Origin of the sequence: Haladaptatus halobius, assembly GCF_020618475.1 — an archaeon.
GTDB classification, from domain to species: Archaea; Halobacteriota; Halobacteria; order Halobacteriales; family Haladaptataceae; genus Haladaptatus; species Haladaptatus halobius.
This window is the reverse complement of sequence record NZ_CP085339.1, coordinates 279,570-306,110: the sequence shown is the minus strand read 5'-3', so window position 1 is coordinate 306,110 and position 26,541 is coordinate 279,570. Positions and strand designations below refer to the sequence as shown.

Genomic DNA, 26,541 nt, shown 5'->3' with positions numbered 1-26,541 from the left:
GTGTTCAAACGGAATCTCAAATGAGTGAGAGCGGTATTGACGAATCTAGGATACAGGAGAGGAAAAGTGGATCCAGTTCCGTGCCCCGAAAAGATTCGTCCAACAAATGGATACGCTCGCCACGGTACTAGATTTCCAAAAGGCTGGATTTAACCGATGCAAAGTCGAAGAATCCGGTATGTCATCAATCGAGCTGACAGCAAGTCAGAAGAGGATTCTCACTGCACTCGTCAACCTCCATAGTGAGACTGAAGGTGCAATAAAAGGTGAAGAAATCGCAACCGAAGTCGATCGGAATCCAGGAACAATCCGTAATCAGATGCAATCACTGAAAGCACTCCAACTCGTCGAAGGGGTGCCTGGACCGAAAGGTGGATACAAGCCAACTGCGACCGCCTTCAACACCCTTGACGTGCAGACACTCGATGAGGCGGCGGAAGTACCGCTGTTCCACAACGATGAGCCTGTGGAGAATACAAACGTCGAACAAATTTCGTTGAGCAATATCCACCATCCTGACCTCTGCCGTGCTGAGATTCATATTCAAGGGTCTGTGACAGATTTCCATGCCGATGATGTAATGCGGGTTGGGCCGACACCACTCGCAAATCTCATTATTGAAGGCCAGCTCGACAATAAAGATGAGACAAGCAATATTCTCAGTCTCAAAATCCAGTCGATGCACACATCGGCCGACGACTCAAACCAATAGCGTCGACCGATCTGTATTCTGTGTCCATCATTGTCCCCGTGCTAAGGACATGCCAAAGTGTGAAGCAGTATCATAGCGGTCAACGTCTCCATCCAACGAGGATCACCTTGAATAGCATTCAACCCTCGGAGGAACCAACTCCGTCGAAGTGCAGATCGAATTGGATACTCGGTTCACGCCTCTTATGATATCAATCTAACTCATGGCCTGAAGATTAACAAGTCTCTCATAGAGTGATCCACCTGTGGAGCACTAATGTTCCGAAAGATCCTTGCCGTAACTCTCATGATCTGCGTCATCAGCATGTCAGTTACACCTACTGCTGGAGCGGCCAGTACCCAGGCACCTCTCCAGATAGAGCAGCCGATGAGTTTGCAGGGGTGGCTTGATACCGTTGCGGATCTTCTGCACCAGCTCGACCGCGTCCTTGATAATTTGGCACAAGTCACGGAGCATTTCAGTGAGAGTGGTGAATCTGAATCCGGCGATTAGCTTATACTCTATTATTAAGCGCACTGACTCCAGGCTTTTACGCGTTTCAGCAATCCTAGTCCATGTCCCAATTAACCGAATGACTGTAAACTGGATTCAGTATACTGCCTCACTCCCACTCAATCCCTGATTTACGCCAGCCTAACGGCAACAAACATTTCCAATTGGACTTTCTGAAACCCGATTCTCGACACGGAAGAGATTGAACAATAGACGCACTCATTGGAAAGAATAAGGGGAAGAGAGAACCAGCTCTCACAACCGGACACGGCGACACTATCGGGTGATGACGCCAGAGCAGGTCGTCGTGCTGGATTTTGTGAGGATGCATTTTCACCAATGGACTACGAAATAAAATGGGTTCGTCAGACATTACTTGATTTTATTATCAATTTCTCCAAATGACCAATCAATATTCGACGAATTTAATCTTTGACTTCACTTTTCGTTTCTATCGAGTAAATTCTGCAGTAAGAAGTCATTAATCAACTATTAGTATAGATAGCAAAAAATGGGAGTGAAGCCTATGACCGCCAAAACAACCAACTGGTTTGGATCCACCAGAGAGCAATCGCAACCGAGTCGGCCACCTCAGTATGCATTGATCACCTCTAAGACGATCGACCCTGAATCATCAAGTTTGGAGCTTATTACAGGTCTCATCGACGCACTTATTGACGTAATTGCGCCAGCAGCTAGCCAGACCACACTCTTACTGTACGAACACGTGAACCTAGATGCGCTCGAAGACATCATTACAGCAAGCACGACGAAAATGAGTGATGTCGAAGTCCGATTCACAGTTGAGGACTATCTTGTCACCGTCCGCAGTGACAACACCATCCTCATCTACAAACCGCGTGGAGCACATCGCGGTACTGGTGAGAAACAATGCTTGGCGAGTTGATCAAGCAAAAGCGATTCGATTGACACGACGGAATATCATTACGCTCACTAACGGGGCCGTCCTTCCTATTTAGATCCGTAATCAGTGAGCCGGAGCTTTCCCTCGATCTCGTAGAGATGGCCTTTCATGTAGAGGCGTTCGATAATATCCTCGGCCGCGGGGCGCTCAAGGTCTTCTTCCTCCTTGAGAGTTGCATACGCTTGCTTGTACGTGAACTCTCCCTCCTCCGGAAGTTCCTTCGCAAGCGTGTCAAGCGCTTCTTGCGCAAGTGGTGTGAGTGGCGATTTCTCGTTTGGAACCATTGGTACTACGGAATCTGCGTTCTCGACAAGTAAACCCTTGGACGGTAGCTTACCATGCGACTGTTTGATTCGTTACGACAAGGGGAATGAGCACACGGCGTGGGAGGGTGGGTTTGGGATGAGTACAAGATCCTACGCCGCCTGCTGGGATACGCTAACTGCATTCAACGCTTGGGACGCAATAGATAAAGTCGTGAGCCAACCAGAGCGGAAGTGAAACTGAGCACGCGCAATAGAATTCACATCCTCAAACTTCTCACAACAATGCTGTACCGAGAGCGCGACTGACGAGACGAACGTTCTTGAGTTAGCATACAGTACTAACCAGTAATGCCCAACAAAATCAAGCGCTCCGGCGATGGCCTTGCCCTCCAAGTGACGCAACCCGCCCGAGCAGCTAAACTCGTTGAAGAGACTGACGACGAGACCACCCGCCTTTCGACCATCCGGGTGTTTGCATTCGATAAACTTCTCCTCGTCATCGACATCGACCGTGTCAAAAACGAAAATGTCGTAGAACTCGTAACATCAGCTGCTCTTGACACGGTCTCGATTCATTGAGTTGCAGACGCCTCACTCCAAATCGCAGGCAATGGCTATCAGGTGCAACTGCCAGGTGCTGCTGACGCAGAGTTCAATGTTAGTGATCGAGTGCTATGTACCCCAGCACCGAACATGTTTGTGATTGCAGCGGAGGGATTCAAACGATTGGCAGCAGATATAGTAACAATTCGAAAAGAACAGGTCTGAGATTGGCACTCGTTAGCATATAATACGAATTCAACCCGACTCATCTGTATCACTTCGAGTACTGAGTCCTCCAATGACTCTTTGGAAACCCAAATTATTGACTTAAATCTAATCTTAGTCTTAAGATTAAGATCAAATATTGGAGCGTCAACGGATCGACCTAGACCACTATTCACTCAGAACAATCATTAATCGAGTCTATAAACAGAACAAGCCGAGTGCCTCAGTGAATGATCTCGAGACGGTTTACCAGTCTTAGACACGGCGTTGGTCGAGGTTGTCATCTAATTCTGTGAATCGGTTATCGTCAATAAGAATCTGATAAACGGTTTCAGAATCTTCGACAAGCCGATTTAGTAGATTGATACCACCTGAACGACCACGGTTCTCCTTCTGGATATCGATCAGGCCGAGAAACGTCTGCTCGTTCAAGATATCACGAAATCGCCTCTCAGAAAGCGTGTCTAAATCAATTATTTTGCAGATGTTCGAATACTGGCGATAGACGAGTTGTGTCGCGAATTCTTCCTGGTTCGAGCTGTTCGTGAGAATTGAAAGCGCTAATAACACTGCTTTCGCTTGTTGAGAGACTTCCTCGATTAGTTCCTTGAAACGATCCTTTTCTGCTTCAGTACGAGCTTCACGGACGTGAGCTTCAGTCACCTACTCTGCATCCTGCTTATACGCTAAGTTGCCCGAATGACGAAGGATATCGATCGCCTTCCGTGCGTCACCGAAGTCTTGTGCAGCAAAGGATGCACAGAGAGGGATAACGTCGCTCGTCAGCACTTCAGATTGGAATGTCAACGCTGATTGGCGCTCTCGCCCGGAGCACGGACAATCAAAATCTTGAGCTCTACCATGATCGCCATGGCACTGCAGGACTTGCAATCGCTATCGAGTATGCACGTGCGTACGTCAAAGGGAAAATGACATCGAGAATCATGGCTCGCGAGTTAGATCTCTCTGTGTTTGAGGCTGAAACTATCCTTCAAGAGCTTCGCGAGGTTCTTCCCAATACGGAACCAGAGGTCGTTACTGAACCAGACGATTAGTAAAATCACGATTAGTAAAATCACGATTTAGATAATCACCACGATTATCAACTATCAGCCCAAAGTAGCCACATGGATCCACCACGTTTCGTTAATCGGGAGAAAGAACTCGACACATTACAATCACAGTTCCAAAGTGATACTGCCGATCTGACCGTTATCTACGGCCGTCGTCGGCTCGGCAAGAGCGCACTCATTCGTGAGGCAATAGAAGATATCGATGATGCCGTCTATTGGCAAGCAACCGAGGAAACGCCGGAGGCGCAGCTCACTAACTTCGTCGAGACTGCGAGTGAGGTATTTCCGATCGTAGCTGATATCCAACGTGACTGGGAGGCACTACTACGCGCGCTTGGTCGAGAGGACGCAATCGTTGTACTTGATGAATTCCCATATCTCATCCAGTCGGATGATGCTCTTCCATCGAAGATTCAACGCGTCTGGGATCTGCAGCTCGAAGATTCTGGAATAACACTGGTGCTTGTTGGATCCTCAATCAGTATTATGGAAGAAAAAGTTCTCAGTGGGGGAAGCCCGCTGTACGGTCGGCGGACCGCCGCAATTGATCTGCCACCACTTCCGCTGATTGATGCGCGACAGTTCTATCCGACTGACGATCCTGATACGATGATTCAATTTTGGGGTGTTTTCGGTGGAACACCCTATTACTTGCAGGCGCTTACGCAGTCAGCGTCGCTTGCACGGAACATTCAGTCTCATATCCTCTCTGAACATGGTGTTCTTCACAACGAACCAGAGTTCTTGCTTCGGACGGAATTCGGAATACGAGAGCCCCAGACATATTACACGATCCTCCGGGCGATCGCAACTGGAAAACGTGAAGCGAACGAGATTGCAAACTTTGCGGGTATTGATTCGAATACACTCGGATCCTATCTCTCAAAACTCCGCCGTCTTCGATTAGTGGAACGGAATATCCCTGTGACGGCTACCCCCACTGCGACACGCAAAAGCCGGTATCGATTGAACGAACCCTTGTTCCGCTTTTGGTTTCGCTACGTCTATGGGCAAGAAGAAAAACTGATTCAACTCGGTGAAGATGCTTATGAGCAGTTGGTCAAGCCATCATTCTCTGATTATATGGGCCCGATGTTTGAAATTGTCTGCCAAGGAGCACTCCCATCACTGGTTCCAAAGACATACCACGGAATTGGTTACTGGTGGCACCGCGAGTTCGAATTAGACGTTGTTGGCCTCGCGAGCGATGGAACACTCGTTGCTGGCGAGTGTAAATACACATCTCAAGAGATGGATGAGGGTGATCTAGCTGATCTTGAACGGAGTGCAGCACAAATACAGTGGACGCCAGAAGATGGTGATGAACCAACGTTTCACTACTGCTGTTTCTGTCGGTCTGGATTTTCAGATGGACTCCAAGCTACGGCTGATGAACGTACTGATATCTCACTGTTCACGCCCGCTGATATTCTTCAATTGACTTCCTCCACGGCTTAAAAACCGTGGAATTCGATAATTTCCTTTAGACAGACGCTTAAGAATGGAATTAACCTTAAGATTAATCTATCCAGCCATTTTCGTGTTTCTGTTTCACAATCTCGAGTTTCAGTGTTGGGTGACCTTCACCGTCCGGTTGAAATTAAGATCAATACTCATACCCCGATGCATTTACAGGCGGCACAGGCCACGGGTCTCGGGGCGTACCTCCGAAGCGATTCACATCAAAATAGATTAAGAATACTAATTTTAAGATTAATGCTAATATTATGGCTACCTTCCATGGTAGTGACGCCGTCTCGGTCCTCAAAACAGTACATGTGGGTGGGCGACCGCTATTAACCAACGCGATATACTAATCCTACAGTATCGCGGTGTTATATGAAAATTACCCATCAAGTATTATTTGAAAATCAGCTAGCGGATTTCAACACAAATACTACTGTGGACTCCAACGGCATTGCCGACCTTTCGTTTCCAACCCTGTTTCAGAAGGTGAATCTCCTTCCTAACATGCTCAATACAATGGTTGGGACTTAGGATTAAGCTTAAGATTAATATTCTCTATCGATCTCCCATTTCCGCATTGCACGTTCGAATGTTTCTGGATGGCGACGAGCTAATTTCTTCAGATGTTCGCGGAACGACTCGGCCACATTGAACTTGATGTTGTCGTCGCTTTGGAGTTCTTTGTAGAATCGATGCATCGGCTCGTCAACCGAGAAGCCAACGGTCTGTTCTTTCGGCCCTTCTCCGAGTTTGTTCAGATACTCGTCAGCGTCGAATTCGTTTTTCGACTTCTCCTCACTTGTCTCCTCTTCCGATTCTGCTGCATCCATCGCGTCGTTAAGTGGATTACTCATTGTTAACCTTAATCTTAGTTTTAAGCCTAAGTGTATTGCTCGAGTGTTGAGTCATCGATTCCTACCGTTTCAATGTCATCGAATTGCCGTGCACCAGCACGGAACGCGTGGTAACACTGTTGTCGAATCGAGCGTGGAGTTCCGTCGCTCCGATCGACAATCTCGTCAATTGCGCTTGCAGTGTAGGGATTGGATGAGTAGCCGTCACTGTATTCCTCTTCGCGTGCGAACGCGAGCCACCGTCCAATCAGCTCGTCAGCCTCTGCAAAGTCAAACCGTTCCAGCGATCGATCTTTCGCGACGAGACGAGAGGTGAGTGTCTCGCGAAGTTCGTCTATTCGTTCACTTGCTACCGGTGTCCCGAACAGGAACAACAAGAATACTGGTTCTTCATCACCAAGGTCACCGACACTCTGTAACGCGGCAAGTAGCTGTTTGAACGTACGTGTATTGCGTGCCGCGTCCTCAAGCTGATCCACTTGGATAATGCAGGCGATATCGTGTTCTTCGAGCTGGGCTGCTACGCCTTCGACGATTTGTCGGACCTCATCGGTCGGATGTGGATAGTCATCCGGGATCTCCAAATCGTCATACTGGGATAGCTCGTATAGTAGTCGTGTATAGAATCGTCGTGTTGTGATAGATTCGACTTCACGAATACGTGCAATATGGAACTCTTCGCTTCGGGGACCGTTTGCGAGTGCGTCATAGACGAGATCGCGAAAGTGAGTCTTCCCTGCCCCGCGCCGGTCGATGATCGAGACGTGCCCCGCTCGATTCAAGATATGTGAGGCAACTTCGTTGAGCAAGTCATCGTTCACACGGACGGCAACCTCTGGGTTTGGTAACGTCTCCGCTGTGAAGGGAATCCGATCTGGTTTGATCCCTAGCTGTTTCGCGTAGCGCTTTTGGACGCTTTCAGTGTCGTTGAGTGATTGTGTGAATTGATCCGTTCCCATACTTCGATAATAAAATACATAACCTTAAAGTAGTTTTAAGATTAATCTTAACCTTAAACCAGTATAAACCGGTCAATAACGCTTGAACTCTGAGTGATTTGTAGGAGAGATCCTATTTGGATCTGGTCGCATCAGTCGACTCCAGGAGCTGGGTATCATTCAACGGTTCATCCTCGATCTCGACCGCTCGAAACTGCGTAGTGGCGTTCCTGTCCTCGTCGAACGCTCTGTCCGATCTGAGGTGACCAAGGATATCCGCGATACACTGGCTCTCACGGACGGAGTCGAACACGTATTCATGGCCTCTGACCCGCGCGTGTTCTTCCACTCCCGTCTCCCGAAAGCAGACGTCCAGACGTTCCTCACGGACACGTTTGAGCCTGACGAGCTAGAAGCGATTACTGACTACGAGGTTGTAGTGCTCACGAGTGCTGACTGGACGCCACAGGTCGAGGGGACGGATCTTGCGATTACGTGTGTGCAGTGTGAGAATGAGGTAAATGACGACGGAGAAACGCTGCGACTCGACGGCGAACTGTATCACCTTTGCTGTCCGTCTTGTTAAGATCAGTTCGAGGCCCGGTACGAAACACTCAGCGCCAACGCCTGAAAGATTGGTCGCTTACACGTTATCAGCAACCAGCGGCACAAAAAGAACGTAACGGTGGGTTCCGTCCAAGCCTTAAATTGGAAACCTTCCCGAGCCAGATTCTTCTAATCGTAAGCGGAAATCGGTAAGCGATTCCAACACACTATACTAGTCATGGGCAACGACGAGTACGACCAAACCGAGAATGAGGCAACAAGGGAATACAACCATGGGCGGGAAGGAGGGACACATGCTCGCGGATATACTGACCACGGCAGTCACGCACTGCCTGGTGGACTGTCGATTGCCGCCGATGGCCTCCGTCTCGTTCCGTCGGATATTCGCTTTAAGCCTGGTGTCGAACAGACATGGACATACCAGATCCGTGATTACGAGGGGACCGTCGTCACCGAGTTCGAGGAGTCTCATGACGAACTGAACCATCTGATCCTTGTCCGGCGTGATCTTACGCGTTTTCAGCACCTCCATCCCGAGATGACTGCGGACGGCACTTGGTCTCAACAGCTTACGTTCCCAGATCCAGGCGTGTACCGAGCCTTTGTGGACATCCTCGTCAACGGGCAACCGACGACGCTCGGCGTTGATCTCTTTGTACCCGGGCTTGTCGAACTTGACCCCCGCCCGGCCTCAACCAGAGAAGCGACGACTAATGGGTACAACGTGACGCTTAGGCCTGAAGAGATTCAGGCCGGTGAGGCCGTCGTCCTTGAGTTCGAAACCCAGCAAGATGGCGAGCGGGTTGCAAAGTTAGACGAGTACCTCGGTGCGCTCGGACATCTCGTCGTCCTCCGTGAAGGCGATCTTGCATACGTGCACGTCCACCCTGAAGAAACAGACCCTGAAAGTGGGAGGATACGGTTCCCCACGGCAGGACGATACCGCCTCTTTTTACAAGCGAAGCCCGACGGGAACCTGATTACAACGTCGTTCGACGTGCGTCTCGACGACTCGAATTCATAGGTCTGCAAATAGAACCCCTAGTGAAATGACTAACTCGGACACTCTCCCGCTCGCCTCGTCGGCATCAACCATGTCGCGCTTGAAGTCGATGATATCGAAGCTGCACTCGATTTCTATGGCTCGATCTTCGAGTTCGAACTCCGCGGGCAGACAGAGGCGGCCGCCTTCCTTGATATGGGCGATCAATTCCTCGCCCTCACAGAAACCGATGAGTCCCCCAACAACGGTGATGACCACCGGCACTTTGGTCTCGTCGTCGATGATCCGACTACCGTCGCTGACTTGAGGAACTTAATGTCGAACGACTCCCGACCCAGGGATTTGATTTCCGCGATCCATGGGGAAATCGTATTCAGATCGTTGCGTATGAGGAGATCCAGTTCACGAAGGCAAAACGTATCCTCGAGGCGATGGATCTCTCGGATCTTGAAAAGTCCGAGACCGCTATCGCTGAACTTTCCGAAAAGGGAATGGCGCCAGAGTAATCACCGTACTCACAGCCAATTGGATATCCTGACGGGTACACTCGGTATATTTACCTAGATCTCCTTACCTTCGATATCGAGATCCATATGGGATTACTATCTCGACCTATTCCGTGTCGCAACCACCGACAATTTACATACCGCTGGATAGCAATACGAATACAAGTAGAAACGTATAGACCCTTGTGAGCGCTTCTAGAGATTCAATTCAGTCACTCTATGGGGTAATAAACGGTCAAATTGCTAGTTCAGCGTCGGTTTCTACTAGCCAAATTAAAGTATTAGGCGGGTCTAAACAAGATATGGGAAGTACAGTCGACCTACTGAAGTCGAAACAACTAGAGGCGACTTTGCTAGTGAAGAAGATTCGATTGTATAGCCACGCTCACCGTTGTACCACAGATATTCAGAACCGCTGGAGGATACTGAATGACGATTGAAGAGCTGTTCATAGACGTTGTCGGAAAGGATCCAGTCGTTCAGGGGCTGGTTGGTGGACTGATCATTGCATTTCTCAACCTTCTCGGTGCATCGGTCGTCCTCATCTGGCGGAACCCGACCGAGAAGTGGCTTGATGCTGCACTCGGATTCGCTGCCGGGGTCATGCTGTCAGCGAGTTTCACGAGCTTGTTACTCCCCGGTATCGAGTTCGCATCCGAACCTGGATATCGCGCTCTCCACCTTGGCGGTATCGCGCTGGCAGGTATTATCCCCGTACTTATCGGGTTCTTCCTCGGTGTTGCAGTACTCGACCGCGGTGAACGGTGGGTTCAGTACGTCGGTCCGATGATCAGCAACCGGCTTGTCCCAGACGTGGAAACGAAGACTGACGGTGGGGAAGACGGGCACGGTCATCCCCACTTCGCTGGATCGGCAAGCACCAGCTCAACTGCGCTGGATTCTCGCATTATGGCCGTGCTGTTATTCACTGTAGCTATCACGCTTCATAATATGCCGGAGGGACTTGCGGTCGGCGTTGGATTTGGCAGTGGCGATGTGTCTGGTGGCATCGCATTGATGCTTGCAATCGGGATTCAGAACATTCCAGAAGGACTCGCAGTCTCGGTTGCGGCGATTAACGCTGGTCTCGGCCGCCGTTGGTATGCGGCGGTCGCTGGTATCCGCGCCGGCCTCGTTGAGATCCCACTCGCTCTATTCGGTGCATGGGCTGTCACGGTTGCCGCCCCATTGCTGCCATATGCGATGGGCTTCGCGGCTGGCGGGATGCTCTACGTGATCGGTGACGAAATCGTTCCTGCAACGCACTCACGCGGCTACGAACGGGTCGCAACACTTGGATTGATGATCGGCGCGGCGGTTATGCTCACGCTCGACGTGGTGCTCGCATAGCCCTGATTGTCGCTGAGTTACTCATTATTGGTCGACGCGTCAGAGGTGTTGGCAGTGATATAACAAAAGATTGATTGGAGCTGTATCTCCGGAAACTCTGCGAGACTATTTACCACCAGATACCGTTGTCTGTTGATTTTTCGCTTACTCTAGCAGTGCCACAATGAGTGATTTTGAACTACTTTTAGGGTTATTCAACTGTATTGATTCCAAACCTATAGTATACGTTCAAGCGATGGATCACACACTATGTTTATCATAACGACCATTGGGACAGAGAACGCGACGAAGACGGTACTGCCGTTCGTTGCCGCCAAAGGGGCGATGGCTCGTGGAGAACCCATGTCGATTTTCGCAATGCAAGAAGCAACCCGCCTTGCAACTCAACCGGAGGAACAACTCGAAGAAATCAAGGCACCAGGATTGCCGACTGTCGCCGAGGTTCTTGCAGAGTTGCAGGAAAACGATGCACTTGATGAATTCATCGTGTGTGAGCCCTGTGCCACAGCGCGGAATATCACTGCGGAAGATCTCACGGAGTGGGCAGAACTCGGTCGATCCCCAGATCTCGCCCGATTGACAGAAGAGTACGACACGACCATCACATTCTGAACACCAATTAGAAACACCTCAGCCATACAGTACTAGTCGTCAAGCTATTCGATTAATCTATTCAGTAATTCAAATTATTTAATATATACTACCAACTTCGATTGGGCACTAAAAGTAGCGTATCACAAAGGATGTGAGAATGATTGTAACGAGAACGGCTGCTGTAACCGCCATCAACGTCAACGGAATTCCGGATGTATTGAAACCACTACCAAAATACGCTTCAGCAAATCTTTATTGTGATTGTCAGCTTGGCACTACAAGGATACACAGATGAGTACCTACGAACTACCAGACTTACCGTACGACTACGCTGCGCTCGAGCCAGCAATCGACCAGCGCATCATGGAACTGCACCACGACAAGCATCACCAGGGCTACGTCGACGGTGCAAACGCCGCTCTCGACACGCTCGAACAAATGCGTGAAAACGGTGACTATGGCAACATCAAGGGCGTCGAGCGCAATCTCGCATTCAATCTTTCAGGGCACGTCAATCACACCGTCTTCTGGGAGAACATGTCCCCCGATGGCGGTGAAGAGCCTGAAGGTGAGCTTGCCGACGCTCTTGACGAACACTTCGGCGGCTTTGAGCAATTCAAAGCTCACTTCTCAGCGGCTGCTAAGGGTGTCGAGGGCTCCGGCTGGGGCTTCCTCGTCTACGACCACATCGGAGAGAAGCCACTCGTGACCGTGGCTGAGAATCACCAAAATCAAACCCCACAGGGTGTGACGCCACTGCTGGTACTCGACGTCTGGGAGCATGCGTACTATCTCCAGTACGAGAACGGCCGCGGCGAGTACGTGGACAACTTCTGGGATATCGTCAACTGGGACGACGTCTCCCAGCGCTACGACGAGGCGAAGAACGCCACTGTGCTCGGCCAGCACTCCCACTAACTCTCACATCGCTGCCGGTTGTTCACTACTTTTTATCGACCCTACTCGACGAGTGCTAGCTAGCGCTCGCCAACGTCATCTGGTGTGTCGAAGTCGTGGAAGTGCTCGCCTTTCTCCTTAGTGAGGATATTGAGCGATGCGGCAGCGCCGTCGCCCGCGGAGATGATAGCCTGCCACTCTTCCGCCCGAACCATCGCACCTGTTGCATAGGCATTCTCAACGCTCGTCTCCATCGTCACGTCCACGTCCACGACGTCCTCGTCGGTGAACGCACAGCCGAGATCTTCGGCAAGGTCACGCTTTGCGCCGGTCGCGAGAATAACATACGGTGCTTCATACTCGTCCTCGTCGGTGGAGACGGTGAATCCAGCATCGGTTTTCTCGACGGTTGAAACTGCGATGCCCTCGTATAGGTCGACACCGTGGTCCATGGTGGCCTGTTCGCGGGCGCGCTGCATGAACACGTCTCCGTCGATGCTTCGAATCCCGAGGAAATTGAAGAGGTGAGCCTTATGCATCCACGTCTGATCGGTGTCGAACACTGTCGTATCGAGACCGTTTTTGCTGGTAAACAGTGCAGCACTCATGCCGGCGGGGCCACCGCCGACAACAATAACGTCGACCATACTTTTTCATACTCACTCGCAATATAAATGAGTACTTGCCAGCAAGAACGACGCCGAGCGGTGAAAAATTGTAGTTGGAAACTGGACGAACCAACTAACACATTTCCCTGTATTTCATTGTGATGAACCTTTCATGGCTATGTGAAAGCGCCTCCTCGATGCCGAACTTACCATTATGCAGTTATGTTGTTTTTCGTTTGGTCAGCAGGACCGTGTTTTGTGCCCCGAGTCGCACCTGTTCAGGAAGCGATCCAAAAATGAATTGCCGAAGCAGATCCTCGCGCGTCGCCCCGAGAACATTGGCGGCGAGAACGTCAACTTCCGCGACGTCGAAGGAACATGGAACAACTGCTTCGGGACTGTCACACCGTGGAACACGCCATTGACCTCCGAAGAATACGAGCCGGACGCCGCTCAATGGTATACTGAAGGAACAGTGCGCGAGAGCGAATGTCGGAATACCTCGGCCGTACCGCGAATCCTATCGATACGGTCACATCATTGAAATCGACGATCCGACTAGTACCCCAACACCCGTCAAACAATTTGCGATGGGACGCTTCTCGCGCGAGAACGCAGTCGTGATGCCCGACCAGCGGACGGTGTATCTGAGCGACGATGGAACCGGAACGGTCTTTTTCAAGTTCGTGACCGACACTCCTGGTGATCTCTCTGCGGGGACGCTTTACGCTGCGAAAGCTACCCAAGACGCTGAAAACAAGGTCGCTACCACTGGCTTCGATCTGGAATGGATCAAGCTCGACCATGGCACCCACGATCAAGTCGAATCGTGGGTTGCTAAGTACGATGGCCAAAAGCCGAGATCGAACGCCAATTACATCACTGATGCAGAAGTCAAACAGTGGGCGCGTGGAAAGGCAAAGGACAACCGTGTTGCATTTCTCGAATCGCGGAAAGCGGCTGCCGCCAAGGGCGCGACAAATGAATTCCGCAAGATGGAAGGCGTGAACATCAAGCAGAACGCCAAACCAGGTGACTATCTGTACATGGCGATGTCAAATACAAACAAGACGATGCTCTCAAATCAGGATGCATCGTCTGAGAACGACGACCCGCAAGACGAAATCCAACTTGAGGGAAACGAGTGGGGTGCAGTCTATCGGTTGCAGCTCGGTGCCAACTACAACGTAAGTCGAATGGAACCGATCGTGACGGGTGGACCGAATGCGAACATCTGTGGTGGATGTCCCTACGATGCTCATCCTAACTCGGCGAGTACTGTCTGTCAAGACTGCGTACACAATCCGACCAAAGAGGATGAGAATGGCATTGTGGGTAAGGGCATGACATTAATGAAGCAGGCATTTTCGAGCCAAGAGAGCTATGACCCCGAGAATACAATCTCCGAGCCCGACAATATCGTCGTGATGGACGATGGTCGAGTGATTATTGGTGAGGACACCGGTAATGAAGGTCACGACCCGCCGAACATGGTCTGGGTCTACAACCTGGATTGACCGTCGCTCTTAGAGTCCTCAAGACCAAACTCTGACTTCCATTTTTAATCAAAAAAGAACATAAATAGATACCGATTAAATTATTATAAAAGTGAAATAATACTAATATCAGTGGGTTATCTCTTCTCATTTCTACCATCTACTTTATTGAACGCTCGTTTTAGTAAGAAGGCATTCAAATTTCCGCTCTAAGCCTTTATTGAATGGTTCTAGTCAATTCTCTATCGATAATTGTGTGGCGGCGTATACAGAGATTATTTATTAATATATAGGAGAACTCATATTTCTATTATTTATTTATTTAGATATATACTAATAGAGACCTATTATAAACATTCTTACTCTAACGTTTAAATTCTTTACATGGATAAAATGACAGAGTCTGGCAGTAACAATAAGATGGATACTCAACAAAACAAATTTTTCTCCTCAAACCGCCGTGAATTCCTTCAGACGGCAACGGGTGTGGCTGGGCTTACGACGTTCGGAACGATAGGACTTGCTACAGCGAAAAACGACATCACCAGTCAATTGAGCGACGATCCGTTTACACTTGGTGTAGCTTCTGGTGACCCGCTTCCGGACTCGGTTGTACTTTGGACGCGTCTTGTACCAGAACCACTCCAAGCTGATGGTGGGATGCCAGATAAGAAGGTGCCAGTCGCATGGAAGGTGGCCACTCGTGAAAACATGCAGCAGGTTGTGAAAGATGGTACGGTGTACGCGCGGCCAGAACACGCTCATTCCGTGCACATTGAACCCGAGGGGCTTGAACCCAATACAGAATACTATTACCAGTTCCGGGTTGGAGAAGACACAAGTCCAGTGGGCCGGACAAAGACTGCTCCAGCACCTGATTCGGATATTGACGAACTGAACTTTGCATTCGCATCCTGTCAGAACTATCCATCCGGATATTACACCTCTCATCAGCACCTTGCTGAAGAAGAGCTTGACATGGTTTTTCATCTCGGCGATTATATCTATGAAGGGGGGTCGCAGGGCTCACTAGACCGTGGCCATGAGCCGCCACGAGAAATCAAGAGTCTAGCCGATTATCGCATTCGTCACGCACAGTATAAGACTGATTCACACCTCCAGGATGCCCATGCAGCATTCCCATGGTTCATTACATGGGATGATCACGAGGTCGCAAACAACTACGCTGATGAAATTGATGAAGGGACCCCACCCGAAGAGTTCCTTGAACGGCGGGCTGCGGCCTATCAAGCCTACTGGGAGCACCAGCCAATACGCCGCTCACGAATGCCTGACGGGCCAGATATGCCCCTTTACCGCCGGTTTACATTCGGACAGTTAGCCGAGTTCAACGTGCTTGATACCAGGCAGTATCGTGATGACCAAACGCATTCCAGCAAAAAGGTGAAAGACCCTGAACGGACCATTCTCGGCGACGAACAAGAAAAATGGTTGCTAGATGGGCTGGATAGTTCCACGTCCCAGTGGAACATCCTCGCAAACCAAGTCCCTGTCGCGGCGACTGACGAGAATGCAGATCCAGACGACGCCGAGTTCGGTGGCGGAGACAAATGGGATGGTTATCGGGCTGATCGGCAAACCTTGCTTGATGCGATGTCTGAAGATGGCGATCTCAACCCAATCGTCATCACTGGCGACGTTCACCGTAATTACGCCTACAATCTCAAAGCTGACTTTTCGGATCCGGATTCCAAAACAGTGGGCACTGAGTACGTTGGCACGTCGATCTCCTCGTTCGGAGACACGTCCGGGCTCACCCAGTATGGTCCATCGGCGGGCGAATCATGGCAAGAATTCTTTAACGTTGACCGAGGCTACGTCCGTTGTACGCTTACCCCTGAGCAGTGGCAGGCCGACTACCGAGTTGTCTCGACCGTTGAGAAACCGAGTGCATCGATTGACACCCTTGCATCGTTTGTAACGGAGGCTGGCAATCCCGGCGCTCAGCTGATCTCGGAACGACCGAAGGAAGAACCTATAGAGATCACCGATATTCGTCCAAATCAGGATGGAGATCTCAACAATGAATACGTCACACTGCAGAACGAAGGCGACACTGAGATTAACATGTCGGACTTCATTCTCAGCTTCGAAGGCGGCCGGGTGCAAAACTATACGTTCGGTGATTTCACTCTCGGAGCAGGCGAGACAGTCACCGTCCGGAACGGAAGTGGAGATGACACCCAGTCGACCATTTATACCGGGTTTGACGGTGCAGTCCTGAACAACAGCAATCCCGACACTGTGGTTATCGCCAACGACGAGGCGATCATCCTCGACGAAGAGTCGTACCAGCCAACCTAAGGTCGACGCGAATAGCCGATCACTCTTTTAGCAAACGAAAATACCTAGTATGTGGCGACAGAACTCATAACGGAAACTACCTTAATATGATGTTGGAGATAGGTAAAAATATTAGATGATTGGGATTTTGTTCCGATAGCAACTGGAAGAGTCCCATTAATTTCATAAGCTGAGGTGGATCCAGCCGGGTCGCCACCCTTGAGGAAGCAGAAAATCTCATTACCGGCAAGGAGTTCGATTCCGTCAAAGTCTATTCTTCGACGCAAGCAAAATCAGTCATAAAGGTACTTAACGGTCTGCCCGTCGATCGTTGTCAACGTCTGACTGAGCACAAATTCGTCGGCTGGGACAGCAACCTCAATATCTGTTACCCTCATCACCACAGAATGACGTTCGTTGGCGTGGCCACCCCAGTGGTGATTCCGAGTCGATACATCTGTGGTCAAGTGGCTGGTCGCGATTGGTTCGCTCATCTTCCGTAATTCATGGTGTTCACAGCCTCGAGTGATGGTGTTTGATACATGCTTTTATTTCGAGGTCTAACAACGACTACTCAGTTGGTGGTTACCAGTTAATTATATGATCTGAAGTTGGTGTCTCCCAGTTTTACCTGTCTGACCACTTAGTTTCCTGTTAGTCCTGCAGCCAATTCGTTTACGACCATCACGCTCAATAAGCGATGATATGGCCGAGAACAAAGACATCCACCAGAATCCCGAGAAAACGGTTTTCCATACCGAGTTAGCTTCGGCTGATGACGGTGATCCGCAAGTCACTGTTGCGGAAGTGGTGGCAGAACTTGAAGGAAGAACACATTTCTGCAAGAGAGGAAAGCGCGACTGAACTATTCACGCTCTCTATTCAGGACAGCGGACTAATCTCCTGTCGCCTCACCTCAAAAGGGGAAGTGGACTACTCCGGTACCCTCTCCCGGATTTATTAGAAAAAGTCTAAGTAAAACGAGGTGAAATATGTTCGAACGAACCTTGATGATGGCTAGCCTCCTATTAGAGGATTATGTCTGATGAAGAAGCGAACGGCCAACCTGTAGAATCGAATCCGGTTCTTGGCCGGCTAAATCGGCTCGTTGGTGAGTGGGAAACAGAAGTGAGGATAGACGGGCAAACGCTTAGAGGAGGACGGGCAACGTTCAATTGGCTGGAGGATGGAGCCTTCCTCGTTTACCGTTCAGAAGTCGTTGATCTATCGGACGCACCCACGGAATGGATTGAAAATGCACCTCGCTCCACTGTATCAGTCATCGGCCTAGACGATTCGAGCGAGGAGTTCACGATGCTCTATACTGACTCGCGTGGTGTCTTCCGCGTGTACCAAATGAGTCTGAGCAATGGTGTATGGAAAATTTGGAGGGACACACCTGGGTTCGCACAACATTTTACAGGCACCTTTAGCGAGGACGGCGATACGATCGAAGCCACCTGGGAACGCTCAGACGATGGGGTCGACTGGGAGGTAGATTTCGACTTGACCTACACAAGGGTTGGGGAATAAATAAGACAGAAGTGGCGGCTGCCGAAGTCATACAGTCGATCACTGCTTTTTAGACCATAACCGGAAGTACAACACCCTCGGTACCCCCGAATCAATTTATGCGTGGCGCTTAGACGACCGTTTTCATTTCACGACCAACATAAGGTATTTATCGGTGGTCACAAAGGGTTCCTCCTTCTATTCTCGCGGAGTGTGTTATCGATGCACCCTCACTGAGTTACGCGCCGCCATTGTATCGCTAAATATGGATCCGTATGGCTCGACAACATTTCAACTCAGATTGTTTATCAGAACCCGAGCTAACCGAAAGGGATAGTCCAGATAATGACGGATAAATATCCGCCTATTGAATCATACGGAATCGTCGGAAACTTGGAGACCTGTGCGCTCGTGGATCCCACCGGCGCGATAGCGTGGTATCCGCTGCCACACATTAAGTCCCCAAGCGTCTTTGCGGCCATTCTCGACGTCGATCGAGGCGGCCATTTTCGAATCAATCCAGTCAAAGCGTCCGAAACCAAACAAAGGTATCTTCCCCGAACGAACGTCTTGCAAACCGAGTTTAAAACCAACGATGGCACGGTTCAGATAACCGATTTCATGCCTCCAACCGAGACCGACATAAAAGAACCCTGTCGGGCGCTTTATCGCAAAATCAAATGCACTGACGGGACGGTCGATCTTGAGGTCGACTTCGCCCCGCGACACGATTACAGTCTGGCGGAAATGGATGTATATAATAGAATTCGATGGACAAAGATATCGATACTCATCGCATCGTAGAGGTTTGACGACTATGGAGTAATCTGGAGGCTAATTGCGCCATTATGCCTGTCCACTTAATACGAGATGAGAAAAATCGAGAGTCCAGGGACAACCCTGTTAAACAGGAGCGATTAGCCGTTTAATTTCCGCACCGGAGCGTGTCTCAGCAGCCGCCGGTCTCGTTCTGTCCGCGACTGCGACCTGCATCCTCAGCAGGGTCGTAGACGTACAGACAGTCGTTGCTATACGACCGTCCGAACTTGTCAGCGTCCTCACAGCAGAGGACCCGACCGTCGTCCATCACGTAGACGTTGTCGATGTTGATGAGCGCGTCGTCCGCGACAGCGACCGGATCACTTGCGTCCGGGCCGACGATCACGGGTTCGAGCGTCGAGACGTTGTAGTCCTCTTCGAGTTCAGCGCGGTAGACAACACCGCCGTCAACACGGTCTAATTGAATGTCGCCCTGGCCGGTGGCCATGTCATCGTTAAGTTCGGAGATGGCGAAGTAGACGTAGTCGCCGGGTTCTGCGCCATCGATGCTGTCGACCCCTTCGGCCTTGTTGAACTCTATGGTCGCGCCAATCTCTTTGGCGGCCGCACGCGTTTCAAGGAACGGCACCTTTCGGAGGTCATCATCGACGCCATCCGGGCCCTCACGTTCGTACTGCTCTGCCCACGTGATGATCTTCTGGTTCGCAATATAGTTCTGGTTGCCGTTCTCGACGACTTCCTTGTCAGCTTCTTCGAGCGCCGCGGCGAGGTCGTCCTGCCAGTCGGTATCCGCGTGGGTTTCAAGATACTCCGCTTGGGTGATGTCGTCATACGTGGCGATCCAGTTCTCGACTTCGCGATTGGTGGCGTGGCCCAGTTCCAGCCACTCGAACTCGAGATTGACGTTAGCGGGTGGATTCTTCTTCGCGGCGTCCTCGTTGGTCACCTTCGGTGCATACAACGTCCCGGCGATGTCCATAGGGTCACGGTAACTGTCGATTGGCTCGTCGGCGACGAATTTGTAGATACCTTTGCTGTCGCCGTCCGAACAACCGTACACCGTTCGCTTGTCACTCTGGATGTCCGGCGCTTCCCAAGCTGCTCGTCCCATCACGTAGTACTTGACCGGCTTCGGTGGGTTGGCAGTTGGCTCACGGAAATCGACCTGATAACCGTATCGATAGGGATTCGGGAAGACATCGCCAATCGGCGTGGTCGTGTTGCTCTTGTTGTCAGACGATTGGTCGACGGGGTCGGCACCGAGGTAGTATGCGAGGAATTCGAGGCCCGTCAGTGCCCAGTAGCCCTGAACATCCCAGGAGTCACTGCCATAGTACTTCTTGATGGCCTCCTGAATCCCAGTCGGGTTGGGCCGGTTCCAAAACTGGCACGCACCGATGAGTCCCTTTCCACTCCCCTGGTCGACGATGTCACTCACCGTCGCGGTGAGCGAGACACGCGGATGGGCATAGTTCTCCTCGGAGGAGATCATCGTGTTCCATGGAGTGCGATCACCGTAGCAATTGATTCGCGTGCCACCGAGTTTGCGCAGCAGTGCCGTGTTGGCGAGGTTAATCGCATTCTCCAAATCCGCGTTCCATTCACCATCATCGGTCTGCCTGAGCGGGACTCGCGAAACGTTTCCGGGGCTGTTCTCCCAGTTCGTGAATAAGTACCCTTCAGTTCCGTCGTCGTTCGTTGGGATGAACTGGTTGCAGTCCGGATTTGACGCGGCGTCCCCGTACTGAGTGCCGGCGAAGTTATCTTGAGTGATGTTTTTACCATCTGGCGTTTGGACGACGCCAAGGCGTTCAGTGCCGCCGTTGATGCGGTCTTCCTCGTGAGCGAGGAATTCGTACTTGCCGTCTGCACTTCGAATCTTCTCTTTCTCCTCGTTCGTTTGTGGCGTCGAGAGCCCGCTGAAGTCGCCATTGTTCCCGTCCATCGAGAACTGGAATCCCTTGAAGTATCCGACTCCCGCCTTGTTGTATGGTGCAGGATTGTCCCGACTCGGGTGCTGGAGACTGTAAAGCGGGGTTCCGTCTGCGAACACGAATGGCCCCGTGACTTCTGCGCCGAACGCAGTTGACGAAAATCGCTTGAGCTCTCCCTTCACGTAGGGTGCTCGCGGCGTGTTCTTGTCTTCAGGAGGATTGCTGCTTTTGCCCCCCGAGACACCTGTACCTGCGACACTTGCACCCAATGTGGCTGCCACGGACGTTGCCATCAATTTGCGGCGAGTAAACTCCACCATACAGCCGTGCATTTCTACCCGTGAATGATGTAAATTTATAATAGAAGTACAGAGTTTATATACCCAAACCAAGAGTTACTGCTTCCTATGTACCTGTCTTTCTAATACTACTAATAACTGGAAAATTGATCGAGAAAGCAGCTATAGCTGCTGGAAATAAATAGTTCGAATGCTAGTCGATTCAGAATCAATCTCTATCAATCTACACGTACTAGGCTCGATTTGAGATGCAGAATAAATCGGCCGTGAAGAGCATGCGCACCGCCGCCCCGTATTGACGCAGGTTAATCGTCTCGGTACACAAGTGGCCAACAGTTCCAACGGTACTTAACGTTCGAAAAAATCGAAGAGCTATTCCATTCCGCGTTCCTTCGCACCGGCACGGACTTTTTGCGCACGCTTTTGAACTGCAGCCACATACCGTTCGATTTTCGTGGAATTCTTCCCGTAATATGACGCAACCCAGTTGATGTCCGTGTACGGTTGTGTGAGAAAGTATGCGGCCAGTGTATCTCGGCCCGCCTGAATTATCTCTGGCGGGACGCCACGGTCACCCGTGCCGGCTTCCTCAAACCCGTTTACGTCGAAGTAGATGTCGGTGTACAATTTCGCCAGATCTGGATCGTCGAAGTAAATCTCCGTATGACCAGGCGCTTCAAACCGATACCGTGTTCCTTCCTCACCCGGACACCGTGATTCAATAATCCGGACATCCAGTATATATCCCTTGAAAATCGATTCATCCGCTTCGAACGTACTGCTTTGATTGGCTGTTGTCATAGCACGTGTTGTGGAGTAATCTGACTACTCTAGAGAACTGGCGACTGATGTGAATACTCGACATTGTAGTGAGTGACGGGCGGTAATTTGAACGTTTGTAATTTCAATATATACGGATATAGAGCTACCTCGTACTCCCTCCAATCAATTACTTGCTGGTCTCTTGTTCATCTTCCTGGCACCTCTTGATACGCACAAAAAGAGATAGTTCGCTGAAATTCGAAGGCAATAACGCACTCAAAGCAGGTTCGGGTAGTTGACGATGACACCGTCGACACCGGCCTCCACGAGTTCGTTGGTCTGATACCACGTATCCAGGGTGTAGACGTTGACTGCACGCCCCTCCTCGTGGGCCGTCGCGACGAGGTCGATGTCCGCAAAATCCGGATCGGTGATGTAGTAGTCGTCGTTGAAGAAGGGTGAGCCTTTCACCATATTGTATGCGGGGTGGACTGCCTCACAGTCGTACTCACGAGCGATGTCGAGGCCGCGTTCGATCGAATCCCAGAACAGGTAGCCTACAGGGATGCTCGAATCTGTTTCTCGGACTGTGGCGATGGCCGCTTCGTAGAACGATGAGACGAGAATGTCATTGTCGTACTCCGCCGCGATATCGAGGATTTTCTCGGTGAACGACCGCCAGCGGTCTTTTCCTTTTTCCAGCTCGTCTCCTGAAAGGTTCGTCGAGGATTTCACTTCTGTCGAGCCCGGGTTCTTGAACTCGATGTTGACAGCAACATCGTCAGGGATGGTCTCCAAGGCCTCTGAGAGAAGCGGAATAGTCTCCCCACTGTCAAGCACTTCTGCGTTGTGTACTGTCTCGCAAGACATCTTCCAGACGTAGCCATCTTTATCGGTGAGTCCACGAGTTCCGCCATCACGGCTGCTGAGCTTCTCGTCGTGGAAGACGACAACGTCGCCATCTTTGCACGTCATTACGTCGAGTTCGATCATATCGGCGGTTTGCGACGCCTCTTCGAACGCAAGAAGTGTATTTTCTGGATACTGGCCCATGTAGCCACGGTGGGCGATATCTGTAAGGTCATCATCGCCGTTCTCGTCATCATCCTCTTGCTCTTTGTCGTCTGCTTCGTGAGCTGTCCCAATACCAGTCATCGCCGTACTTGCAACAGCTGCGCTGGCTCCTACGAACGTGCGCCGGTTCAGCGATTGGAGTCGATCGGACACCATAGGAAGGAGCCGTTAGGGCATCAAAAAGTAAATTTATAATAGGAATACAGATTCGTTCACGAATCTATGCCCTTCTAAATAATCGATCATAGTGATGAATGATTGCCTCGAGGGAAGAGACGCCAGTGGCAACTTTATCCAATCTTCATCACACCATGCGAAATAATATCCTGCACCTCGATTGCCTAACTTCCTATCGAATTCGGATCCTTATGTACCTTTCTTAGACGGGTAGAGATTAAATTCGAATGACTCCTCTTCGTTGTCACTCCACTTCTCGAGATACGGTGAATACGTGTTAATCTCTGCCCCGTATGTCTGGGTGTTTACCGTCAAGAGGCGGAACCACCCATCACCACCATTGTCAATCGTTTGGTAGTCCATGAACATCTGTGTAGTGCGATTGCCTTCTGCGCGGGCGGTTTTTCGTGCAACGTATGGGCCAGTGATGTGGTGCCCAGAGTGTACATTCGCTAAGTTCTCGTGGTGCCGCAATTCAAATTGCCACATCTGCTCTCCGTTATTATAATTGCTGCCCTCAGGGAGGCCCCCACCTTCGTACCAATTCGGGGCGAAATTGTCGTTCGCATCCGTTCGGGTGCCGTCGTGATATGTATAGGTATGTGTGACGAGAATCGCAGTCGCTTCGGAATAATCTTCCATAAGTTGCCCGGCCCACTTCAACGACGCATCACGTGGCGCGAACTCCAGCGTGAGGAAAAGAAATTGCTCCCCATGAATTTCTTGGAGGAAATACGCATTTTCGGCATATCCCTCGAATGTCCCCCAGTCGAGAATCGTCTCGTTGTTCTGATTGGTTTTCTTGTAGCGAGATGTCGGAAACCGATTGCGGAACGTTTCCGGATTTCGGATATTGTCTGCATCATGGTTCCCAAGCGACAGCACGGTCGGGATATTCGCGTCGTCCATCCTGCCGATCGCATCTTGGGCAATATCCCACTCGGAATCGTTATCTGATCCGTAGCTCTGCACGATATCCCCTTCGTGCAGGAACATCTGGATATTGTACCGCTCCTTATTATCGGCGACCCACTGCCCCATCTGCTCGAAGATGCCATTATCCTGCTGTGCGTAGTACTGCGTATCCGGGAAAATTGCAATGCTAAACTCAGTGTCGGGGTCAACAGTTGGTTCGCCACTTTCACTCGCACGCTGCGCTGTAGATCGGTGACTTGCCGTGAGCCCTAGTCCGCCAAGGCCGCCGAGGAACGCCAGTGTTTGGCGTCGAGTTGTAGACGGTGCGTTCCGCTGATCCGATTCTGTGGCGCTCTCTGTGTACGTCTCTGACATCGATTTTACAAAAGGACACCCTTATAAAATATGCTTATAATTCTCCTATATACATGAAATAATAATCTCTAGAATGTGGATCCGATGCTAGATCGATTCAGTCGTGTACATTGAAAAAGACTGGAGCAAACCTTATCGGGGAGAACTCTGGTGACCATCACCTTTGTCCTCAAAAGGAACGGCACCCAAGTGAAGAGATACAGATCGATATGAACGAGTGACAAAGGGAAAACAATTTACACGATTATCGGAAGTGGACAAGGGAATGTCGTTAATTCAACAAGAGGTAACGAGGGAGTGTGAAGGGAGCGGAGTGAGCTCCCTCAGGGCGAGCCATGAATTGACCATTGAGTACGGCGGGGCTGATACTACCAGGACGCTTCGTGCCGGTGGAAACAGGTCTCGAACCTAGTGACCCTGGCTTCTTCTCGGCTGGTTGCCCTCACGTCCAAGGGCAATTGAAGGATGTCGTCCGCCATTTGAATCCTTTATAATACATTTTCCGTTACGTAAATACCTCTATGAATACCACTCTATCACAAGTTTGTTTGTTAAAATTGTTTGTGTGTTTTCAAGTCACTGATTGAGTGATTCACTGGAGTAATCGATAGATACGATTAGAAATCTCTTGGTGAAACACAATAGGTGTATTTATACGAATTATAAGCAGGTTTAATGATGCCCGAGAAAGGTCGGAATGCAATGTTTGAGGACTTCTCACGGCGAACGTTCCTCCAACGGACAGGAGTAACTACGACTGGAGTCGCATTTGGAACAGCTACTGGATCAGCAACTGATGACGCAACCAAACAAGAGAACACAAACCGAAACGACGATTCATCTATGTCCAATACGCACCCAACCCGCCTCAGGGCGTGTTCGTTTAACATTCGCTATGACAACCCTGACGATGAGTATTCGTGGGACGAACGGTTGAGTCGTGTCGTTGAGACAATCACCGATATTAAGCCGGGTCTTCTCGGCGTGCAAGAGGCCCAACCAAATCAGTATGATGACCTTCGAAAAGAAGTCGCTGAGTATGAGTGGTACGGTGTTGGCCGAGAAGATGGTGACCGGAAAGGTGAGATGGTACCCATTGCATGGCACCCCGACCTATTTCGCGCCGTTGAGACCGGCGCGTTTTGGCTCTCGGAAACACCTGCCGAGCCAAGCGTCGGGTGGGACGCCGATCTCCCGCGTGTGACGACATGGGCGAGTCTGCGTCACCGCAAGACTGGACGGCGGGTCTGGTTCTGCAATACGCACTTTTCTCACGTCGGGGAAACAGCTCGAGTGGAGTCAGCGAAGCTCCTTACCAAGCGCGCACGGAAGCATGCAGAAGACGGTGAGGAGGTCGTGATAACTGGCGATTTCAACTCCAAACCAAGTCGGAACCCGTACCAGATTATGACTGGGACGAACGGTACCACTGACAGCCCCTTGTCCGACCCGCGGAGAGAAGCAGACACCGACACGGTCTACGGGCCATGGGGAACCTATCACGGGTTCACGAACGTGATTAAGGATCGGATCGACTACATCTTCACTTTGGATACCGCTGCCATTGAGTGGTACCGAACACTTAACCTTCGAGAAGGGAACTATCGATCTGACCATCTCCCGGTCGTGACTGAATTCGAGTATCCTGCTCGTCACCGCCCCAACGAAGAGAACTAACAGTACCACCTCGTTAAATTCAAACTACCTTATTTCTTGATACTGAAAACAAGTTACAAGTCAGCGAGGGGGGCGGTTCAGTATCGTAATTTCAGCCCATGATTCACGGCTTTCTGACGCAGCACGGCATCGACCGGGCGCACGACGCGATTGCGAAGGTGGGGCGTGATTTCTCGAATGTGCTCTCGGTATCTTGACTCCCGTCTTAGTTACAGT

General features: G+C 50.5%; 29 protein-coding genes and 1 pseudogene. 19 read left to right on the top strand and 11 right to left on the bottom strand.

Features of this window, described 5'->3' with window-relative positions; all coding sequences use genetic code 11:
* Positions 1-178 precede the first annotated feature (178 nt).
* The 3 genes from LIW51_RS31890 to LIW51_RS31880 all read left to right on the top strand — a co-directional run bounded on the left by LIW51_RS31890 (position 179) and on the right by LIW51_RS31880 (position 2,111).
* Entirely contained in the window at positions 179-712 is a 534-nt protein-coding gene (locus LIW51_RS31890; protein ID WP_227380064.1) for an Rrf2 family transcriptional regulator, read from the top strand.
* A gap of 255 nt (positions 713-967) precedes the next feature.
* Positions 968-1,204 (top strand): hypothetical protein, encoded by a 237-nt coding sequence (locus tag LIW51_RS31885; RefSeq protein ID WP_227379517.1) that lies wholly within the window; start codon positions 968-970, stop codon positions 1,202-1,204.
* A 640-nt stretch (positions 1,205-1,844) separates the two neighbouring features.
* Positions 1,845-2,111, top strand: coding sequence for a HalOD1 output domain-containing protein (locus LIW51_RS31880; RefSeq protein WP_227379516.1), 267 nt, complete (start codon positions 1,845-1,847; stop codon positions 2,109-2,111).
* Positions 2,112-2,176: 65 nt separating this feature from the next.
* Here LIW51_RS31880 and LIW51_RS31875 read toward each other — a convergent pair whose 3' ends face one another.
* Positions 2,177-2,413, bottom strand: coding sequence for a hypothetical protein (locus tag LIW51_RS31875; protein WP_227379515.1), 237 nt, complete (start codon positions 2,411-2,413; stop codon positions 2,177-2,179).
* Positions 2,414-2,743: 330 nt separating this feature from the next.
* Between LIW51_RS31875 and LIW51_RS31870 the strand changes: the two genes are divergently transcribed.
* The gene (locus tag LIW51_RS31870; RefSeq protein WP_227379514.1) at positions 2,744-2,974 is read left to right on the top strand and encodes a hypothetical protein; all 231 of its coding nucleotides are present in this window, start codon (positions 2,744-2,746) and stop codon (positions 2,972-2,974) included.
* Between the two features lie 444 nt (positions 2,975-3,418).
* On the opposite strand, the gene LIW51_RS31865 is transcribed toward LIW51_RS31870, so the two are convergent.
* Together LIW51_RS31865 and LIW51_RS40180 are read right to left on the bottom strand one after the other, a co-directional pair.
* Positions 3,419-3,826: a Cdc6/Cdc18 family protein gene (locus tag LIW51_RS31865; RefSeq protein WP_227379513.1), complete on the bottom strand. Its 408-nt coding sequence runs from the start codon at positions 3,824-3,826 to the stop codon at positions 3,419-3,421.
* Positions 3,827-3,952, bottom strand: a complete 126-nt coding sequence (locus tag LIW51_RS40180; protein WP_438267484.1) for a hypothetical protein — start codon at positions 3,950-3,952, stop codon at positions 3,827-3,829. It abuts the gene before it with no gap.
* A gap of 11 nt (positions 3,953-3,963) precedes the next feature.
* Between LIW51_RS40180 and LIW51_RS40175 the strand changes: the two genes are divergently transcribed.
* The gene (locus LIW51_RS40175) at positions 3,964-4,218 is read left to right on the top strand and encodes a DUF7437 domain-containing protein (protein WP_438267464.1); all 255 of its coding nucleotides are present in this window, start codon (positions 3,964-3,966) and stop codon (positions 4,216-4,218) included.
* A 72-nt stretch (positions 4,219-4,290) separates the two neighbouring features.
* Positions 4,291-5,694, top strand: coding sequence for an ATP-binding protein (locus LIW51_RS31860; RefSeq protein WP_227379512.1), 1,404 nt, complete (start codon positions 4,291-4,293; stop codon positions 5,692-5,694).
* Between the two features lie 554 nt (positions 5,695-6,248).
* Here LIW51_RS31860 and LIW51_RS31855 read toward each other — a convergent pair.
* From LIW51_RS31855 to LIW51_RS31845, 3 genes are all read right to left on the bottom strand, one after another.
* Positions 6,249-6,557, bottom strand: coding sequence for a hypothetical protein (locus LIW51_RS31855; protein ID WP_227379511.1), 309 nt, complete (start codon positions 6,555-6,557; stop codon positions 6,249-6,251).
* A gap of 26 nt (positions 6,558-6,583) precedes the next feature.
* Entirely contained in the window at positions 6,584-7,516 is a 933-nt protein-coding gene (locus LIW51_RS31850; RefSeq protein WP_227380056.1) for a hypothetical protein, read from the bottom strand.
* A gap of 112 nt (positions 7,517-7,628) precedes the next feature.
* Positions 7,629-7,808 (bottom strand): hypothetical protein, encoded by a 180-nt coding sequence (locus tag LIW51_RS31845; RefSeq protein WP_227380055.1) that lies wholly within the window; start codon positions 7,806-7,808, stop codon positions 7,629-7,631.
* Positions 7,809-7,814: 6 nt separating this feature from the next.
* Between LIW51_RS31845 and LIW51_RS31840 the strand changes: the two genes are divergently transcribed.
* The 6 genes and pseudogenes from LIW51_RS31840 to LIW51_RS31815 all read left to right on the top strand — a co-directional run bounded on the left by LIW51_RS31840 (position 7,815) and on the right by LIW51_RS31815 (position 12,433).
* Positions 7,815-8,081 (top strand): hypothetical protein, encoded by a 267-nt coding sequence (locus tag LIW51_RS31840; protein ID WP_227380054.1) that lies wholly within the window; start codon positions 7,815-7,817, stop codon positions 8,079-8,081.
* Between the two features lie 198 nt (positions 8,082-8,279).
* Positions 8,280-9,086: a DUF8832 domain-containing protein gene (locus LIW51_RS31835; RefSeq protein WP_227380053.1), complete on the top strand. Its 807-nt coding sequence runs from the start codon at positions 8,280-8,282 to the stop codon at positions 9,084-9,086.
* A 63-nt stretch (positions 9,087-9,149) separates the two neighbouring features.
* Positions 9,150-9,571, top strand: a pseudogene (locus tag LIW51_RS31830) (VOC family protein).
* Positions 9,572-10,000: 429 nt separating this feature from the next.
* A complete protein-coding gene (locus LIW51_RS31825) occupies positions 10,001-10,921 on the top strand; it encodes a ZIP family metal transporter (protein ID WP_227380052.1) in 921 nt (306 codons plus the stop codon).
* 249 nt (positions 10,922-11,170) lie between these two features.
* Positions 11,171-11,533: a DsrE family protein gene (locus LIW51_RS31820; protein ID WP_227380051.1), complete on the top strand. Its 363-nt coding sequence runs from the start codon at positions 11,171-11,173 to the stop codon at positions 11,531-11,533.
* Positions 11,534-11,806: 273 nt separating this feature from the next.
* Positions 11,807-12,433, top strand: a complete 627-nt coding sequence (locus tag LIW51_RS31815; protein WP_227380050.1) for a superoxide dismutase — start codon at positions 11,807-11,809, stop codon at positions 12,431-12,433.
* A gap of 59 nt (positions 12,434-12,492) precedes the next feature.
* On the opposite strand, the gene LIW51_RS31810 is transcribed toward LIW51_RS31815, so the two are convergent.
* A complete protein-coding gene (locus LIW51_RS31810) occupies positions 12,493-13,059 on the bottom strand; it encodes an NAD(P)/FAD-dependent oxidoreductase (protein WP_227380049.1) in 567 nt (188 codons plus the stop codon).
* Between the two features lie 175 nt (positions 13,060-13,234).
* Between LIW51_RS31810 and LIW51_RS39635 the strand changes: the two genes are divergently transcribed.
* From LIW51_RS39635 to LIW51_RS31785, 6 genes are all read left to right on the top strand, one after another.
* Complete coding sequence (locus LIW51_RS39635) at positions 13,235-13,564, top strand: alkaline phosphatase PhoX (protein ID WP_368411896.1); 330 nt, start codon at positions 13,235-13,237, stop codon at positions 13,562-13,564.
* Complete coding sequence (locus LIW51_RS31805) at positions 13,482-14,537, top strand: alkaline phosphatase PhoX (RefSeq protein WP_368411902.1); 1,056 nt, start codon at positions 13,482-13,484, stop codon at positions 14,535-14,537. Before LIW51_RS39635 ends, LIW51_RS31805 begins: the two co-directional genes overlap by 83 nt.
* A gap of 363 nt (positions 14,538-14,900) precedes the next feature.
* Positions 14,901-16,841 (top strand): alkaline phosphatase D family protein, encoded by a 1,941-nt coding sequence (locus tag LIW51_RS31800; RefSeq protein ID WP_227380048.1) that lies wholly within the window; start codon positions 14,901-14,903, stop codon positions 16,839-16,841.
* A gap of 684 nt (positions 16,842-17,525) precedes the next feature.
* Complete coding sequence (locus LIW51_RS31795) at positions 17,526-17,684, top strand: hypothetical protein (RefSeq protein WP_227380047.1); 159 nt, start codon at positions 17,526-17,528, stop codon at positions 17,682-17,684.
* A 174-nt stretch (positions 17,685-17,858) separates the two neighbouring features.
* The gene (locus LIW51_RS31790) at positions 17,859-18,353 is read left to right on the top strand and encodes a hypothetical protein (RefSeq protein ID WP_227380046.1); all 495 of its coding nucleotides are present in this window, start codon (positions 17,859-17,861) and stop codon (positions 18,351-18,353) included.
* A gap of 324 nt (positions 18,354-18,677) precedes the next feature.
* On the top strand, positions 18,678-19,136 hold the full coding sequence (locus LIW51_RS31785; RefSeq protein ID WP_227380045.1) for a trehalase-like domain-containing protein: 459 nt from the start codon (positions 18,678-18,680) through the stop codon (positions 19,134-19,136).
* Positions 19,137-19,281: 145 nt separating this feature from the next.
* Here LIW51_RS31785 and LIW51_RS31780 read toward each other — a convergent pair whose 3' ends face one another.
* The 4 genes from LIW51_RS31780 to LIW51_RS31765 all read right to left on the bottom strand — a co-directional run bounded on the left by LIW51_RS31780 (position 19,282) and on the right by LIW51_RS31765 (position 24,648).
* Complete coding sequence (locus LIW51_RS31780) at positions 19,282-21,366, bottom strand: alkaline phosphatase PhoX (protein ID WP_227380044.1); 2,085 nt, start codon at positions 21,364-21,366, stop codon at positions 19,282-19,284.
* 351 nt (positions 21,367-21,717) lie between these two features.
* Positions 21,718-22,146 (bottom strand): hypothetical protein, encoded by a 429-nt coding sequence (locus LIW51_RS31775; RefSeq protein ID WP_227380043.1) that lies wholly within the window; start codon positions 22,144-22,146, stop codon positions 21,718-21,720.
* Positions 22,147-22,383: 237 nt separating this feature from the next.
* A complete protein-coding gene (locus tag LIW51_RS31770; protein WP_227380042.1) occupies positions 22,384-23,337 on the bottom strand; it encodes a glycerophosphodiester phosphodiesterase in 954 nt (317 codons plus the stop codon).
* Positions 23,338-23,547: 210 nt separating this feature from the next.
* Positions 23,548-24,648 (bottom strand): metallophosphoesterase, encoded by a 1,101-nt coding sequence (locus LIW51_RS31765; protein ID WP_227380041.1) that lies wholly within the window; start codon positions 24,646-24,648, stop codon positions 23,548-23,550.
* Between the two features lie 843 nt (positions 24,649-25,491).
* On the opposite strand from LIW51_RS31765, the gene LIW51_RS31760 reads away from it, so the two are divergent.
* Positions 25,492-26,325: an endonuclease/exonuclease/phosphatase family protein gene (locus LIW51_RS31760; RefSeq protein ID WP_227380040.1), complete on the top strand. Its 834-nt coding sequence runs from the start codon at positions 25,492-25,494 to the stop codon at positions 26,323-26,325.
* The last annotated feature ends 216 nt before the right edge of the window (positions 26,326-26,541 follow it).